At 74.3% G+C, this 15,069-nt stretch carries 15 protein-coding genes; 5 read left to right on the top strand and 10 right to left on the bottom strand.

Annotation, left to right across the window (positions count from 1 at the left end):
• Window positions 1–6: 6 nt before the first annotated feature.
• From LV78_RS08075 to LV78_RS08060, 4 genes are all read right to left on the bottom strand, one after another.
• On the bottom strand, window positions 7–300 hold the full coding sequence (locus LV78_RS08075) for a GroES family chaperonin (RefSeq protein ID WP_049797036.1): 294 nt from the start codon (window positions 298–300) through the stop codon (window positions 7–9).
• Between the two features lie 88 nt (window positions 301–388).
• Window positions 389–2,212 (bottom strand): NHL domain-containing thioredoxin family protein, encoded by a 1,824-nt coding sequence (locus LV78_RS08070; RefSeq protein WP_253844085.1) that lies wholly within the window; start codon window positions 2,210–2,212, stop codon window positions 389–391.
• Window positions 2,213–2,324: 112 nt separating this feature from the next.
• Window positions 2,325–2,693, bottom strand: a complete 369-nt coding sequence (locus tag LV78_RS08065; protein WP_253844084.1) for a PIN domain-containing protein — start codon at window positions 2,691–2,693, stop codon at window positions 2,325–2,327.
• 460 nt (window positions 2,694–3,153) lie between these two features.
• Window positions 3,154–3,300 (bottom strand): hypothetical protein, encoded by a 147-nt coding sequence (locus LV78_RS08060; RefSeq protein WP_015805641.1) that lies wholly within the window; start codon window positions 3,298–3,300, stop codon window positions 3,154–3,156.
• A 294-nt stretch (window positions 3,301–3,594) separates the two neighbouring features.
• Here LV78_RS08060 and LV78_RS08055 point away from each other — a divergent pair, with 294 nt between their 5' ends.
• A complete protein-coding gene (locus tag LV78_RS08055) occupies window positions 3,595–4,221 on the top strand; it encodes an SIMPL domain-containing protein (protein ID WP_253844083.1) in 627 nt (208 codons plus the stop codon).
• A gap of 46 nt (window positions 4,222–4,267) precedes the next feature.
• Here LV78_RS08055 and LV78_RS08050 read toward each other — a convergent pair whose 3' ends face one another.
• Both LV78_RS08050 and LV78_RS08045 read right to left on the bottom strand, forming a co-directional pair.
• Window positions 4,268–5,503 carry an OmpA family protein gene (locus tag LV78_RS08050; RefSeq protein WP_253844082.1) on the bottom strand — a complete coding sequence of 412 codons (1,236 nt, stop codon included), beginning with the start codon at window positions 5,501–5,503 and terminating at the stop codon, window positions 4,268–4,270.
• A gap of 84 nt (window positions 5,504–5,587) precedes the next feature.
• Window positions 5,588–6,853, bottom strand: a complete 1,266-nt coding sequence (locus LV78_RS08045) for an acetyl-CoA C-acetyltransferase (RefSeq protein ID WP_253844081.1) — start codon at window positions 6,851–6,853, stop codon at window positions 5,588–5,590.
• A gap of 80 nt (window positions 6,854–6,933) precedes the next feature.
• Between LV78_RS08045 and LV78_RS08040 the strand changes: the two genes are divergently transcribed.
• The 3 genes from LV78_RS08040 to darG all read left to right on the top strand — a co-directional run bounded on the left by LV78_RS08040 (window position 6,934) and on the right by darG (window position 9,790).
• Window positions 6,934–8,403: a 3-oxoacyl-ACP reductase gene (locus tag LV78_RS08040; protein WP_253844080.1), complete on the top strand. Its 1,470-nt coding sequence runs from the start codon at window positions 6,934–6,936 to the stop codon at window positions 8,401–8,403.
• A complete protein-coding gene (locus tag LV78_RS08035; protein ID WP_253844079.1) occupies window positions 8,403–9,206 on the top strand; it encodes a MaoC family dehydratase in 804 nt (267 codons plus the stop codon). The genes LV78_RS08040 and LV78_RS08035 overlap by 1 nt, the downstream gene beginning before the upstream one ends.
• Before the next feature lie 101 nt (window positions 9,207–9,307).
• Window positions 9,308–9,790 (top strand): type II toxin-antitoxin system antitoxin DNA ADP-ribosyl glycohydrolase DarG, encoded by a 483-nt coding sequence (darG, locus tag LV78_RS08030; RefSeq protein ID WP_253844078.1) that lies wholly within the window; start codon window positions 9,308–9,310, stop codon window positions 9,788–9,790.
• Between the two features lie 156 nt (window positions 9,791–9,946).
• On the opposite strand, the gene LV78_RS08025 is transcribed toward darG, so the two are convergent.
• Window positions 9,947–11,161, bottom strand: a complete 1,215-nt coding sequence (locus LV78_RS08025; RefSeq protein ID WP_253844077.1) for an acyl-CoA dehydrogenase family protein — start codon at window positions 11,159–11,161, stop codon at window positions 9,947–9,949.
• Window position 11,162: 1 nt separating this feature from the next.
• A complete protein-coding gene (locus LV78_RS08020) occupies window positions 11,163–11,801 on the bottom strand; it encodes an SCP2 sterol-binding domain-containing protein (protein WP_253844076.1) in 639 nt (212 codons plus the stop codon).
• A 101-nt stretch (window positions 11,802–11,902) separates the two neighbouring features.
• Between LV78_RS08020 and LV78_RS08015 the strand changes: the two genes are divergently transcribed.
• Window positions 11,903–12,565, top strand: a complete 663-nt coding sequence (locus tag LV78_RS08015; RefSeq protein WP_253844075.1) for a TetR/AcrR family transcriptional regulator — start codon at window positions 11,903–11,905, stop codon at window positions 12,563–12,565.
• A 129-nt stretch (window positions 12,566–12,694) separates the two neighbouring features.
• Here the strand turns inward: LV78_RS08015 and LV78_RS08010 are convergent, their stop codons facing one another.
• Both LV78_RS08010 and LV78_RS08005 read right to left on the bottom strand, forming a co-directional pair.
• Window positions 12,695–13,594: a MerR family transcriptional regulator gene (locus tag LV78_RS08010; RefSeq protein ID WP_253844074.1), complete on the bottom strand. Its 900-nt coding sequence runs from the start codon at window positions 13,592–13,594 to the stop codon at window positions 12,695–12,697.
• Window positions 13,595–13,701: 107 nt separating this feature from the next.
• A complete protein-coding gene (locus LV78_RS08005; RefSeq protein ID WP_253844073.1) occupies window positions 13,702–15,063 on the bottom strand; it encodes a dihydrolipoamide acetyltransferase family protein in 1,362 nt (453 codons plus the stop codon).
• Window positions 15,064–15,069 lie beyond the last annotated feature (6 nt).

Below are 15,069 nucleotides of genomic sequence, written 5' to 3'. Positions count from 1 at the left end.
GACCCGTCAGAGGTAAAGACCTGTGCCGTGGTCGGTCCGCTCGGTCGCGGTGGCGTGCACGTCGCGCTCCCGCATGACCAGGTAGGCGTGGCCCTGGACCTCGACCTCGAACTGGTCATCCGGGTTGAAGAGCACCCGGTCCCCGACCTTCACGTGGCGCACGTTCGTGCCGACGCCGAGGACGTCACCCCACGCCAGACGCTTCGCCACCTGCGCGGTCGCCGGGATCACGATGCCCCCGCTGCTGCGGCGCTCGCCGTCCTCCGGCGAGATCCGCACCATGACGCGGTCGTGCAGCATCTGGATCTCAAGCTTGACATCGGACACCGGAGGAGTCTACGTGGCCCCCCGGTGTCCCCCCGTGCTCACCCGTCGGAGCGAGCCCGCCTCACCCGTCCAGGCCGCCCATCATCAGCGGCAGCCGCGCCGGGCCGTCCGGGGTGATCCGGACCGGGACGCCCCAGTCCTGGCGGGTGAGCTTGCAGACCGGGTGCTCCACCGCCGGGTCGTCGGTGCAGCTCGCGGCCTGGGCCACCACGTGCAGCACGCCCTCGGTGAAGCCCTCGGCGACGCGCAGCTCGCGCACCAGGTCCGTGCCGACGCCCGCGCCGCCGACCAGCAGCCCCGGCGGGGAGCTGGTGATCTCCAGGCGGGTCGACGGGCCGTAGCGGTCGTCGAGCTTCTGGCCGGTGGGCGGGGTGAAGACGACGGCCAGCTCCAGCGCGCCGACGCCGATCTCGGTCGGGGGGCGGCGCACCCGGTGGGCGTCGCCGGTGATCCGGACGCCGGGGGCGACCGGGCGCTCCAGGCGGTGCGCGGCGGAGGCGACGACGACCAGCTCGCCGTCGACCAGCACGGCGTCGGAGGGCTCGGCGACGTCGGTGGCGATGGTGGAGACCTCACCGGTGGCCGGGTCGTAGCGGCGGACCGCGCCGTTGTAGGTGTCGGCGATGGCGAGCGAGCCGTCCGGGAGGGCGGTGACGCCCAGCGGGTGCTGGAGCAGTGCCTGGTCGGCGGGGCCGTCGCGGTGGCCGAAGTCGAACAGGCCCTTGCCGATCGCGGTGTGGACGGTGCGGTCGGGGTCGAGCCAGCGCAGGGCGGAGGTCTCCGAGTCGACCAGCCACAGCCGCTCGCCGTCCGAGGCCAGGCCCGAGGTCTGGGCGAAGAAGGCCTGGTCGGCGGGGCCGTCGTTGAGGCCCTCGACGGTGGTGCCCGCGAGGCGCTCCAGGCGCTTCGCGACCGGGTCGAACAGGCCGAGGGTGTGGTTGCCCGCCAGGGCGATGGCGACCGCGTTCGCAGGCTCCCACCAGACCAGGTCCCACGGGCTGGTCAGCGGGATCTCGTCGGCCGGGCCGTCGGTCGCGCCGTCGCGCCACTGCTCGCCGGTGCCCGCGACGGTGGTGACCTCGCCGGTGTCCAGGTCGAGGCCGCGCAGGAGGTGGTTGACGGTGTCGGCGACGACGGCGTGGTAGCCGGTCGCGGCGGCGACCTCGGGCGGGAGCAGGGCGATGCCCGCGGGTTCGGAGAAGGTGGGTTCGAGGCCGTCCGCGCGCCCGCGCTCGCCGGTGCCGATGCGGCGCAGGACGGTCTCGCCGTCGGCGGCCAGCTCGACCAGGGAGTGGTGGGCGGAGTCGCTGACCAGGAGGGTGCCCGCCGGGGTCAGCACGGCCTTGGCGGGGAAGCGCAGGGCGGTGTCCGGCGGGGGCGGGGCGACGTACGGGCCGTCGCCCCGGTGCAGGGTGCCCTTGGCGTCGTGCTCGGCGATCAGCTCGGTGACGACCTGGCGCAGCGCGTCGACGTGGCCCTCACCGGCGGCGACGTGCACGACGTAGCCCTCGGGGTCGACCAGGACGAGGGTCGGCCAGGCCTTGACGGCGTAGTTCTGCCAGGTGGTGAGCTCGGGGTCGTCGAGGACGGGGTGGTGCACCTCGTACCGCTCGACGGCGGCGGCCAGTGCGTCCGGGTCGGCCTCGTGGACGAACTTCGGCGAGTGGACGCCGATGGTGACCAGGACGTCGGCGAACTCGGCCTCCAGGGGGCGGAGCTCGTCCAGGACGTGCAGGCAGTTGATGCAGCAGAAGGTCCAGAAGTCGAGCAGGACGACCTTGCCCCTGAGCTGGGCGAGGGTGATGTCCTGGTCCCCGGTGTTGAGCCAGCCCCGGCCGACGAGCTCGGGGGCACGGACACGGGCACGGCGTCGCGCGGTCGTCACGGGGGAAGTGAACACCGGGGTGGGGGGTGGGTGTTCCCCAGCCCACCGGTTGGGACGGTGGTGGGGCGCACGACCGGGTGGTCGCGGGGCTGGTGGCGGGGTGCGCTCCAGGTCAGCGGACCGTCTTCGGGCCCAGGGTGTGGGCGCCCAGGGCTCGGACGCGGTCCTTCAGCTCGCGGTCCGCCGTCACCACGGTGCAGGGTCTCGGGGCGGCTTCGGCCACCAGGGCGACGATCTTGTCGTCGCCGCTCGCCTCGGCCGCCACGACCCGGACGCCCGGCACGGACTCCACGTGCTTCGCCCTGCCCTCCACGACCAGGACGACCTCCAGCGGGCCCGGCAGGGGTGGCACTCCTTCGGTGGACACCCGCACGAGGGAGTCGCGGAGGCGTTCGGCCGCTGCGGCCCGGTCTCGCCACCAGCCGTCCGGGACTGAGCCCACGACGTTCGCGCCGTCTACTACGAGCAGTGGGTCGGTCATGCCGCCATGCTGCACCGGCGTCGGGGTGGAGCCGGGGAGGTTCGGGGTTCCGATGCGGGTGTGGCGCGTCTGCCAGCGGGAGCGCGGGGTGCGGCAGTGGGGCTCGGGGTGGCGGGTGGGATGCGCGGCGACCTCGGCCCAGGGCCCCGACCGGGGGTTTGAGCTGGGGCGACCCGGAGCCGGACGTGGCAGAGCCCCGAGGTGCTGCCAGGTCGGGGGTCCGACAGCACTTCGGGGCTACCTGGAACATCGAGACACGATCGTGAGCCGTTACAGCCCCTGAAGCGTGCGACAGGGATCACGTTTTGATGTGCCCCACATGCACGCGAGACCCTGCCGCGCGGGAGGTGCGGCAGGGTCTCGTCGTTTTCCCCCGAAGAGCTCGCGCGGTTCCGGCGGGGCGCGCCCGGTGTCGAGGTCGGGCAGCCGTTCGCGCGCGAAGGCTTCAGCGGAGGGAGTCTCAGCGGAGGGTGTTCGCCTGCGCCTGGGCGATCACGATCAGCTCGTGGCGCATCGCGGGCGTCGGAGCCATGTCGATGGCGCGGGCGACGGCCTTGCGGTTGCGAGCCTCGACACGGCGGGCGCGGAGCTTCGCAGCGAAGTTCATCGGGAACTCATCCCTCTCAAAAGTATTGCTTGGCGCTTCGGGGCGGTACGTGTCAAGTATGCACCCTTCCCGTAACACAACGCAAACGATTCTCCGGTGAGCCGGGGCACATACCGAAGATTCGTCGGCCACAACCCTCTTGCTACCGAAGATTCACCCGTGCAGCAACTACCCTGTGCTGATCAACAACTACCCCGCGTGTCTGACCCGGTGACTTTCCGGGACCTTCGTCCGTGCCCCACCCGTCTTTCGGACGTGTTGTCAGGGACCACTCGGACGGGTTGGCTGGGGTGCATGGCCGAAGTGGTGACCAAGGGTGTCGGCAGGGTCGAGCGGACCGCCGACCGCGCGCAGGTGGACGTGACCTTCGAGGCCGAGGCCTCGACCAGGAACGAGGCCGCGGGCGCGCTCGCCGAGCGGGTCGGGCGGGTGGAGGAGCTGCTGCGCCGCGACGGCGCCGAGGTGCGGGTGCGGTCGCTGTCGGTGCACGACAACTGGCTCGGCGACCGCCGGGCGGGCGCGCGCGCCCAGCAGCGGTACGTGGTGCGGGCGACGGACCTCGCCGTCCTGGACGAGCTGCTGTCCGGGCTGGTCGCCGCCGAGCCCGCCTGGCTCAACGGGCCGACCTGGGAGCTGTCCTCCGACGTCGACGCGGTCACCGAGGCCCAGCAGGCCGCTGTGGCCGACGCCCGGCGCCGGGCCGAGGGGTACGCGGCGGCGCTGGGCGCCCGGCTGGGCCCGCTGCTGCGGCTGGCCGACGGCGACGGCGAGGTGTGGGCGGCCGAGGCCGCGAGGGCGACCATGGCCTACGGGGCCGGTGGCGCGCCCGGCGAGCCGGTGCGGATGGAGCAGCTGAACCTGGAGGCGCAGCAGATCGTGGTCACCGTCCGGTGCTCCGCGACCTGGACGCTGCTGGACTAGCGCCCTGGGGCCGCGCCGGGAGGACCCGGCGCGGCCCCGCGCCCCGTCACCCGGCCGCGACCGGCCCGGTCAGCTCCACCACCACCGCCCGGTTCTGCTCCGCCGCCCCCGGCACCGGCTGCCCGGTCGCGTCGACCTCGGGCCGCACCGGCTCGTCGTACCCGACGCCGCGCACCGAGGTCAGCGCCGCGCGCGGGACCCCCAGCGACACCAGCGAGTTCGCCACCCGGCGGGCCCTGCGCTCGGACAGCGCCAGCGCGCCCTCCGCCGCGCCCCGGTGCGCGGTGTGCCCGGTGATCCGCGCCGTCGTGCCCGGCCCGAACCGGCGGGCGATGCGCTCCATCGCCGACGACGCGGTGGGCACCAGGACGTCCGAGTCGGGCTGGAACAGCAGGGCGTTCGGCAGGGTCACCACCTCCGTGGCGCTCCCGGCGACCGCGCCCGCGTCCGCGTCCTCCCCGGAGCCCGCGTCGGCGGCGCCCTGGTCGGCGGAGCCACCCGGCGGCTCGTCCGGCAGCCCGCCCGCCACCGGCACGACGGGCACCCGCACCAGCGACACCGGTTCCCGCCGCTCGCCCGCCGTCACGTCCAGGTCGCACCCGGAGCCCTGCCCGCGCAGGCAGATCCCCCGCCACAGCTCGCCCAGCGCCCGCCTGCCGTCGTCGGGCAGGGGCTGCTGCGGACCGGCCACCTCGCCGAGGCCGCTGAGCAGCACCCGCTTGCCCGCGAGCCGGGGCACCGCGTCGACCGGGAGCGCGCTGATCGCGTCCGGCACGTCCAGGGCGAGCCCGCGCTCGGCGAGGTCGAGCGGCGCGGCGGTCTGCAGGCCGCTGCTCAGCAGCACCACGGTCTGCGCGCCCGGCACGCGCGCCGCCGCGGCCAGCAGGCCGAGCGGGTCGAGCTGGGGGTTGTCGCCCGCCGCCGCGCCGACCACGGACTCGACCTTGCCCAGCACCCCGACGAGCGCCTTCTCGCGCCGCTCCGGATCGCGCTCCAGCGCGCCGTCCCCGTTCCTCGGGCTGATCGGCCCGTCCCACAGGGTGATGGGCGAGTTGGCGCTGGACCGGTGCACGACCAGCCGCACGTCCCCGCCCACGACCGCTTCGCGCAGCACGGCCCGCACGGCGGGGGTGAGGGTGACGGCGGGTTCGTTGGCCGACGCGGTGACGCCGATGACGACGGTCGAGGTGGGTTCGCGCTCGGCGCACGCGGTCGTCGTCGCGGGCAGCAGCGCCAGGGGCAGCAGGAGGGTCAGGACTCGGCCGGGTGGAAGACGGACCATGCTCCGAATAACGGCGCCCCAGCGCGGCCCGTTACGGCCGAACGCAGTAATGCGGGGACGGATTTCCATTGTCCCGCAATGGTTTCAGCGCTCCAGGACGGCGACGACGCCCTGCCCGCCCGCCGCGCAGATCGAGATCAGCCCGCGCCCGGAGCCCTTGCGCGCGAGCAGCTTCGCGAGCGTGGCCACGATCCGCCCGCCGGTCGCGGCGAACGGGTGGCCAGCGGCGAGGGACGAGCCGGTGGTGTTGAGCCTGGCGCGATCGACGCGGCCGAGCCGGGCGCCGTGCGCGAGCGCCGGGTGGTCGGGGTCCTCCCAGGCCTTGAGGGTGGCGAGGACCTGGGAGGCGAACGCCTCGTGGATCTCGTAGAAGTCGAAGTCCGGCAGCGCGATCCCGGCGCGGGCGAGCATCCTCGGCACCGCGTGGACCGGCGCGGTGAGCAGGCCGTCGCCGCCGTGCACGTGGTCGACGGCGGCGGTCTCGGAGAAGGTGAGGTACGCCTGCACGGGCAGGCCGCGCGCCGCCGCCCACTCCTCGCTCGCCAGCAGGACCACCGCCGCGCCGTCGGTGAGCGGGGTGGAGTTGCCCGCCGTCATGCCGGAGTCGGCGCCGAACACCGGCTTCAGCGCGGCCAGCTTCTCCGGGGTGGAGTCGGGGCGCAGGTTCTCGTCCCTGGTGAGGCCGAGGAACGGGGTCACCAGGTCGTCGAGGAAGCCGGAGTCGTAGGCGGCGGCGAGGTTGCGGTGGCTGGCGGCGGCGAGCTCGTCCTGCTCGGCGCGGGTGATTCCCCACTGCCGCGCGGTGATCGCGGCGTGCTCGCCCATCGACCTGCCGGTGCGGGGCTCGCCGTTGCGCGGGACGTCCGGGACGACGTGGCCGGGGCGCAGCTTGCCGAGCGCGCGCAGGCGGGCGGCGGTGGTGCGGGCGCGGTTGAACTCCAGCAGGACCTCGCGCAGGCCCTCGTTGACGCCGATCGGGGCGTCGGAGGCGGTGTCGACGCCGCCCGCGATCCCGGAGTCGACCTGTCCGAGCGCGATCTTGTTGGCCACGGTGATCACGGCTTGGAGGCCGGTCCCGCAGGCCTGCTGGAGGTCGGTGGCGGGGGTGGTGGGGGACAGGGCGCTGCCGAGGACGGACTCGCGGACGAGGTTGAAGTCCCTGCTGTGCTTGAGGACCGCGCCGCCGACGACCTCGCCGACGCGCTCGCCCGCGAGGCCGAAGCGGGCGACCAGGCCGTCGAGGGCGGCGGTGAGCATGTCCTGGTTCGAGGCTCGGGCGTACGCGCCGCCCGCTCGGGCGAACGGGGTGCGGTTGCCGCCGAGGACGGCGACCCTCCTGGTGCCTGCCACGTGGCCTCCCTCGTCGCGGTGGCCCGAAGCTTACCTACTCGCGAGTAGACTTACTAGCCGGTAGGGAGTGTGATGCACTCATGGATCGGTACCAGTCCTTCGCCGGGACCGCCCTCGGGCGGTTGGTCGTTCGCAAGCTCGGACTCCCCGCGCCGCACCCGCTGCGGCGGCACGTCCCCGGACAGCCGCTGCTGGACGGGCCGGTGCTGCTCGGGGGTGGCGGGCGGTTGCGCGGGCCGGTCGGGCGGGTGATCGCGGAGGCCGGGGTTCGGGTGGTCGAGGCGGCGGGCCGGTCGGGGGCGGGCGGCCAGGGAGCGGGCGGCTCGGGGGCGAGCGGCCTAGTGGACGGCGGTTCGGTGGACGGCGGTTCGGCGGCTGCGGGCGATGGCGCGGCGGCTGCGGGCGGTGGCGTCGCGAGCGGGGTGGGCGGGCCCGCCGTCGGCGCGGTGAGCGGGGAGCTGTGGGGCGCGCTGGTGTTCGACGCGACCGGGATCGACTCGGTGGCGCGGTTGCGGGAGCTGCACGCGTTCTTCCAGCCCGTCGTGCGCTCGCTCGCCCCGTGCGGGCGGGTCGTGGTGCTCGGCTCGCCGCCCGAGGGGGCCGCCTCCCGCGCGGCGCAGCGGGCGCTGGAGGGGTTCACCCGCAGCCTCGGCAAGGAGCTGCGCCGGGGCGCGACCGCGCAGCTGGTCCAGGTCGCCGAGGGGGCCGAGGGCGCGATCGGGTCCACGGTCGAGTTCCTGCTGTCCGGGCGCTCGGCGTACGTGTCCGGCCAGGTCGTGCGGATCGGACCGGCCGAGGCCCCCGCGCCCTCCGACCGGGGGCGACCGCTCGACGGGCAGGTCGCGCTGGTCACCGGGGCGGCGCGGGGGATCGGGGCGGCCATCGCCGAGGTGCTCGGCCGGGACGGGGCGCACGTGGTCTGCCTGGACGTGCCCGCGTCCGGCGCGGCGCTGGCCGAGGTCGCGAACCGGGTGCGCGGGTCGGCGTGCCACTTCGACATCACCGCGCCGGACGCGCCGCGCGGGGTCGCCGAGCTGCTGGCCGAGCGGCACGGCGGGGTGGACGTGGTGGTGCACAACGCGGGGATCACCCGCGACCGCACCCTCGGTCGGATGACCCCGGACGAGTGGGACGCCGTGCTGTCGGTGAACCTCGCCGCCCAGGAGCGGCTGAACGGCGAACTCCTGCGGGTGCTGCGGCGCGGTGGCAGGGTCGTGGGGGTGTCGTCGATCGGGGGCGTCGCGGGGAACGCGGGCCAGACCAACTACGCCGCCAGCAAGGCCGGGGTGATCGGCCTGGTGGAGGCGCTGTCCGAGGAGCTGCGCGGGCGGGGGACGGCGAACGCGGTCGCGCCGGGGTTCATCGAGACCGCGATGACCGCCGCGATGCCGCTGCTGCCCGCGCTGGTCGGGCGGCGGCTCAACTCGGTGGCGCAGGGCGGGCTGCCGGTGGACGTGGCCGAGGCCGTGGCGTGGCTCGCGCACCCGGCGTCGGGCGGGGTAACCGGCAACGTCGTGCGGGTGTGCGGGCAGAGCCTGCTGGGGGCGTGATGGCGAACCTGGGACTGCTGTACGCGAAGGCCGCCCTGTCGGGGTTCGCCCGACGGGGTGAGGAGCTGCCGGGGGGTGAGCGCTCGGCGCGGGTCGTGGTGGACCGGGACCACCTGGCCGAGTACGCGCGGGTGTGCGGGTTCCGGCGGCGCGACGAGCTGCCGGTGACCTACCCGCACGTGCTGGCGTTCGCGCTGCAGGTGGACCTGATGACCGCGCGCGGCTTCCCGTTCCCGCTGCCGGGGCTGGTGCACGTGGCCAACCGGGTCACCCAGACCAGGCCGCTGCTGGTCGGCGAGCCGCTGGAGCTGCGGGTGCGGCTGGAGGACCTGCGCCCGCACGAGCGGGGTCGCCAGTTCGACGCGGTGACCACGGCCGAGGTCGACGGGGAGCGGGTCTGGGTCGACGTGTCGACATATCTACGGCGCTCGGGGGGTGGTGGCGCGCGGTCGGGCGGGGTGCTGGAGCCACCGGAGCCGAGCGCGGTGTGGCGGGTGCCCGGCGACGTGGGCAGGCGGTACGCGGCGGTGTCCGGCGACCGGAACCCGATCCACCTGTTCGGGCTGGCGGCGCGCGCGTTCGGGTTCAGGCGGGCGATCGCGCACGGGATGTGGACGAAGGCCCGCTGCGTGGCGGCGCTGGAGGGCCGGATCGGCGGGGCGCAGGTGGTGGACGCGCGGTTCAAGACCCCGCTGGGGCTGCCCGCGCGGGCGGAGTTCTCGGCGCGGCGGACGGTGGAGGGGTGGCGGTTCGCGGTGTGGAGCGGCGGGCGGCCGGTGCTGGAGGGGTCGGTCAGCGGGTGAGCAGCGCGGTTCCCGCTGCGGGGACGAGGCTGGTCCGGTGGGGAGGGGACCGCACTGCAGTACCGTGTTTCCCCGCACCTCTACTACAGCCAGGAGCACCGGTGATCGAGAACGGGGCGGGCGACCTCCTGGAGGCCGACGTCGAAGCACTCGTCAACACGGTGAATTGCGTCGGGGTGATGGGGAGGGGGCTGGCGCTGCAGTTCAAGCGCCGCTACCCGGAGAGCTTCGAGAGCTACGCGCGCGCCTGCGAGGACGGCGTGGTGGAGCTCGGCCGGATGCACGTGGTGGAGCGCAACGCGGTCACCGGCCCGAAGTACGTGGTCAACTTCCCCACCAAGGGGCACTGGAGATCACGGTCCAAGCTCTCCGACGTCGAAACCGGGCTCGACGACCTGGTCCGCGTCATCGAGGAGCGGTCGATCAAGTCGATCGCCATCCCTCCGCTCGGCGCCGGGAACGGCGGTCTTCCCTGGTCGGACGTGGAACCGCTGATCCGCGCGAAGCTCGCCGCACTCCCCGAGGTCACCGTTCTCCTCTTCACGCCGTCGAACGCCGACCGCCACTCACTCCCGAACCGGTGAGGACGACCTGAGGGCGCGGCGCGAGGGGCGGCCCTGCGCCGAGCACCACGGCTCCACCGCGTGGGGGCGCCTGGAGGAGACCGGCGCGCTGCGGAGCACCGCCCACGTCCGCCCCCGCGCGGCGGACGCCCCCCGGACACCCGCCGCGCGCCCCCCTCACCGCACCTGCACCCCCGAGATCGCCCGCGCCACCACCAGGCGCTGGATCTCCGAGGTGCCCTCGAAGATCGTGAACAGCTTCGCGTCGCGGTGCATCCGCTCCACCGGGTGGTCGCGGGTGTAGCCCGCGCCGCCGAGGACCTGGATCGCGCGCTCGGTCGCCCAGACCGCCACCTCGGCCGCCTTGAGCTTGGACATCGAGCCCTCGCCCGCCGTGAACGGCACGTTGTTGCGGCCCATCCAGGCCGCGCGCCAGACCAGCAGGCGGGACGCGTCGATCTCCACGCGGACGTTCGCCAGGTCGAACGCGATCGACTGGTTCTCGATGATCTTCCGGCCGAAGGCCTCGCGGTCCTTCGCGTACGCCAGGGCGTACTCGTGCGCCGCCCGCGCCACGCCCACGGCCATCGCGCCGACCACCGGCCTGGTCGTCTCGAACGTCGCCATCGCGCCCTGCACGCCCGCGCGCTGCCCCTCGCGCGCCCGCGCCAGCCGCGCCTCAAGCCGCTCCCGGCCGCCGAGCAGGCAGCGGCCCGGCACGCGCACGTCGTCCAGGAACACGTCCGCCGTGTGCGAGGCGCGCATCCCGTGCTTGCGCACCTTCGCCGGGGACGACAGGCCCGCCGTGCCCGGTGGCACGATGAAGCCCGCCTGGCCGCGCGCGCCCAGCGCCGGGTCCACCACCGCCGTGACCACGTGCACGTTCGCGATGCCCCCGTTGGTGGCCCACGACTTCTGGCCGTTGAGCACCCACTCGTCCGCCGCCTGGTCGTACACCGCGCGCGTCCGGTAGCCCGCCACGTCCGACCCGGCCTGCGGCTCGGACGCGCAGAACGCCGCCACCCGCGGGTCCGACTCGTCGCCGAAGCACTCCGGCACCCACTCGGCCAGCTGCTCCGGCTCGCCCGCCGCCAGGATGCCCGCGACCGCCAACCCGGTGCCCATCAGCGACAGCCCGATGCCCGCGTCACCCCAGAACAGCTCCTCGGTCGCGATCGGCAGCGACAGCCCGACCGGGTCGGCGAACCAGGTGGCCAGCGACTCGAACCCGTACAGGCCGATCTTCGCCGCCTCCCGGATCACCGGCCACGGCGTCTCCTCGCGCTCGTCCCACTCGGCGGCGGCAGGCCTGATCACCTCCGCCGCGAACCCGTGGACCCAGTCGCGCAGGTCCCGCTGGTCGGAGTTCAGCTCCAACGAGAAGGCGCCCACGTCAACCCCTCGGGATGTCGAACAGGCCCATGAACCCGGCCGCCAGCCCCAGGTCGCCCCGGACCTTGAGCTTGCCGGTCATGAACAGCACGGGCGCGGACGCGTTGCCGGTCGCCAGCTTCACGAAGTCCGTCGGCGCCGCCGTCACCACCGCGCGCGGCTCGCGGTCGAAGCCCTTGGCGATCGAGCAGCGCTCGTCCTCCACCACGACCTGGTAGTGGTCCTCCTCGGGCCCGGTGAGCGCGAAGTGCACCACGGCCCGCGTCGCGCCAGCGCGCTCGGGCCGGAAGTGCCGCTCCATGCGCCGGAACACCTCGTCCAGCACGCGCCCGCGCACGGCGGGCCGGGCGAACGCCTCGTCCAGCTGCCCCTTGGACGCGCGCGACACCAGGCGGGCGAAGTTCGTCGCGCCCATCGCGGCCAGGTCGAGCGGGGCCCCCGCGTCGGCCAGCGCGCCGAGCGCGGCGAGCAGGTCGGCGAACTCGCCCTCGGTGAGCTTGCGCGGGTCGACGCCCTCGGCGATGGCGTTGACGTCCGCCGAGCGCAGCGCCGGGTCGTCGGGGCTCGCGCCCTCCAGCGCGGAGATCAGCTCGGCGGGCCTGAGTCCCGCCACGGCCTCAGCGGTGAGGTCGATGGACACGGTGGCACCTCCTCGTCCGTACTGGCCCGTGAACCTACTCGTGAGTAGGTAGGGCGGCAAGGGGGTTCGCTAGCCTTGGGGTGAACGATCCTGGGGGTGTGATGGCAGCAGAGCAGCAGGTCCGCGCCGGTCGGACCAAGCGGCTGCCGCGCGCGGTGCGCGAGCGGCAGATCCTCGACGCCGCGGTGGACGTCTTCTCCCGGCTCGGCTTCCACGCCGCGTCGATGGACGCGATATCCGAGGTCGCGGGCATCTCCAAGCCCATGCTGTACGCCTACCTCGGCTCCAAGGAGGAGCTGTTCACCGCCTGCACCCGGCGCGAGTCCGCCAGGCTGATGGAGGCCATCGCCACCGGCGTGGAGGTCGACCAGGCTGCGGACGTCCAGCTGTGGACGGGACTGCGGGCGTTCTTCGGGTTCGTCGGCGAGCACCGGGCGAGCTGGCTGGTGCTGCACCGCCAGGCCAGCTCGCAGGGCGGGCCGTTCGCGGCGGAGCTGGCGGAGCTGCGCGGGCGGGCGATCGGCCTGGTGGCGCAGCTGGTGGCGCGGGCCGCCGAGGAGGCCGGGGTGCCCGGCGCGGGCGAGCGGGACGCCGAGAGCATGGCCGCCGCGCTGGTAGGCGCGGGCGAGTCGCTGGCCGACTGGTGGCTGGACCACCCCGACGAGCCGTCGGGGGTCGTGGCGGCGCGGTTGATGAACCTGGTGTGGATGGGGTTCGGGGACCTGGTCGACGGGCGCGTCTGGCACCCTGGCTCGCCCGAATAGGGCGAGTCAGAAACCCCAAGCCTTTCGAGGTGGACGGGAGAAGCCCCGCCTTCCGCTCTTGGTCTTTCCTCTTGGCGCCGCGAGGGCCGTTCCTTCCCTGTGCACCGGGAAGGAACGGTCTGCGACAGGTCAGCCGATCGACGCCAGCAGCCAGCGGCGCTCGTCGGCGGTGGACGGGACCGGCGGCCAGCCGTTGATCCGCGCGATCAGCACCCAGTAGTGCTCGGCCCTCGGGTCGCCGAACTCCCTGAGCCAGGCCCACTGGTCCTCGGCGTCCAGGGTCCCCAGCTCCTCGGCGAGCCGCGCGGAGATCTCCCGCACGATCTCGCGGGACTCGGCGGACCCGGCCTCGACGCCCGCGTCGATCGCCTCGCGCGCCCGCGCCACGGCGATCGTGAACGCCTCCGCGTTCCGCTCGCCCCCGGTCATGTCCACGCCCTCGGCGCGCATCTCCTGGTGCCGCTCGGACATCCGCCGGATCGACGCGCGGAAGTCCGCGTCCCGCACCAGGTTCGCCAGCTCGATCCAGGCCTCCACCTGCTCGGGCGACGGGTCGTCCGGCAGCTCGATCCGGACCGAGCGCATCATCGACTCGAAGCCCGGCTCCAGGTCGAGCCCCCCGAAGACCTCCTCGAAGAAGTCGTCCAGGACGCGCTGCCGCTCCTCCTCGGACAGCTTCGCCAGTTCGTGCACCATCTCCACCTCCCCTGATCTCGCCACCGCGCGCAGCACGGACCGGCGCAGCCGCAGCACCCGCAGCTGCGCGTCGATGGCCTCCGCGTGCGTCCGCGCCACCTCGGCGACGGACACCTCGCGCCCCAGCACGCGCCGCGCGGTCGGCAGGTCGAAGCCGAGTTCGCGCAGCGTGCCCAGGAGCTTGAGGCGGGACAACCCGTCGGCGTCGTAGCACCGGAACCCGCCGGACGTCCGCCCCGCGACGGGGATCAGTCCGGAGTCCGAGTAGAACCGGACGGCCTTGACGGTCATGCCGGTCATCCGGGCCAGGTCGCCGATCGAGTAGTACCGCACGGGGAACAGCCTGCAATCTCCCGTGAGGGGAGAGTCAAGACAGAAAAAGCCGCGTCACCCGATGCGGGGTGACGCGGCCTCTTCTGGGGATCTCGGCCGGAGTGACCTCAGTACGTGATCGCCACGGCGGGGTCGGCCAGGAGCGCGCCGACGTCCGCCAGGAACTGCGAGCCCTGCTGGCCGTCGACCACGCGGTGGTCGAAGCTCAGCGCCAGCTGGCACACCTTGCGCGGCACCACCTGGCCGTCCACCACCCACGGCATGTCGCGGATCGCGCCGAGCGCGAGGATGCCCGACTCGCCGGGGTTGAGGATGGGCGTGCCGGTGTCAACGCCGAAGACGCCGACGTTGGTGATGGTGAACGTGCCGCCGACCATGTCCGAGGGCTTGGTCCTGCCCTCGCGCGCGGTGGTGGCCAGCTCCTCCAGCGCGACGGCCAGCTCGCGCAGCGACATCCGGTCCGCGTCGCGGACCTTCGGCACCACCAGCCCGCGCGGGGTGGCTGCGGCGATGCCCAGGTGCACGTAGTCCTTGTAGACGATCTCGCCCGCCGGACCGTCCCAGGCGGCGTTCACGTCCGGGGTCCGCCGCGCCGCGAGCACCACGGCCTTGGCCGCGAACGCCAGCGGGGTCAGCTTGACGCCCCGGAACTCCGGGCTGTCCTTGAGCCTGGCCCGCAGCTCCATCATCGGCGTGACGTCGATGGTCAGGAACTCGGTGACGTGCGGGGCGGTGAACGCGCTGTCCACCATCGCCTGCGCGGTCGCCCTGCGGACGCCCTTGATCGGCACCCGCCGCTCGCGCGCTCCGCTGTCCACAGTGGACGGAGCGGGTTCGGCGACCGGCGCGGCCAGCGACGCCTCGACGTCCTCGCGGGTGATCACGCCGCCGGGACCGGAGCCGGTCAGCGCGCGCAGGTCGACCCCGAGGTCCTTGGCCAGCTTGCGCACCGGCGGCTTGGCCAGCGGGACGTAACCGCCTTGCGGCGCAACGGGTTCCGCGACCGCGACCGGAGCGGGCGCGGGTGCGGGTGCGGCCACTGGCGCGGGAGCGGGAGCCGCAGGCGCGACCGGAGCGGCTGCGGCCGGGCTCCCCTTGCGGGGGCGGCGCTTCGCCGCGCCGGACTTCGGCCCGTACCCGACCAGCGTGGGCACCCGGCCGGACTCCTCGACCGCCACCCCGTTGACCGGGGCCGCCGGGACCGGCGCGGGCGCCGCCCCGCTCGGGTCGACGTCGATGGTGATGATCGGCGTGCCCACGTCGACGGTCTGCCCGACCTGCACGAGGACCTCGGTCACCACCCCGTCCCACGGGCAGGGCAGCTCGACGGCCGCCTTCGCGGTCTCGATCTCCACGATGACCTGGTTGACCTTCACCGCGTCGCCGGGCCGCACGTGCCAGGTCAGGATCTCGGCGTCGGTCAGCCCCTCGGCCGTGTCCGGGAGCGGGAACTGCTTGTACTGCGGCACGATCTC

The sequence above is a fragment of the Actinosynnema pretiosum genome (assembly GCF_024171695.1).
Lineage (GTDB): Bacteria > Actinomycetota > Actinomycetes > Mycobacteriales > Pseudonocardiaceae > Actinosynnema > Actinosynnema pretiosum.
The sequence above is the reverse complement of the archived record's forward strand: the minus strand, read 5'-3'. Positions and strand labels throughout refer to the sequence as shown.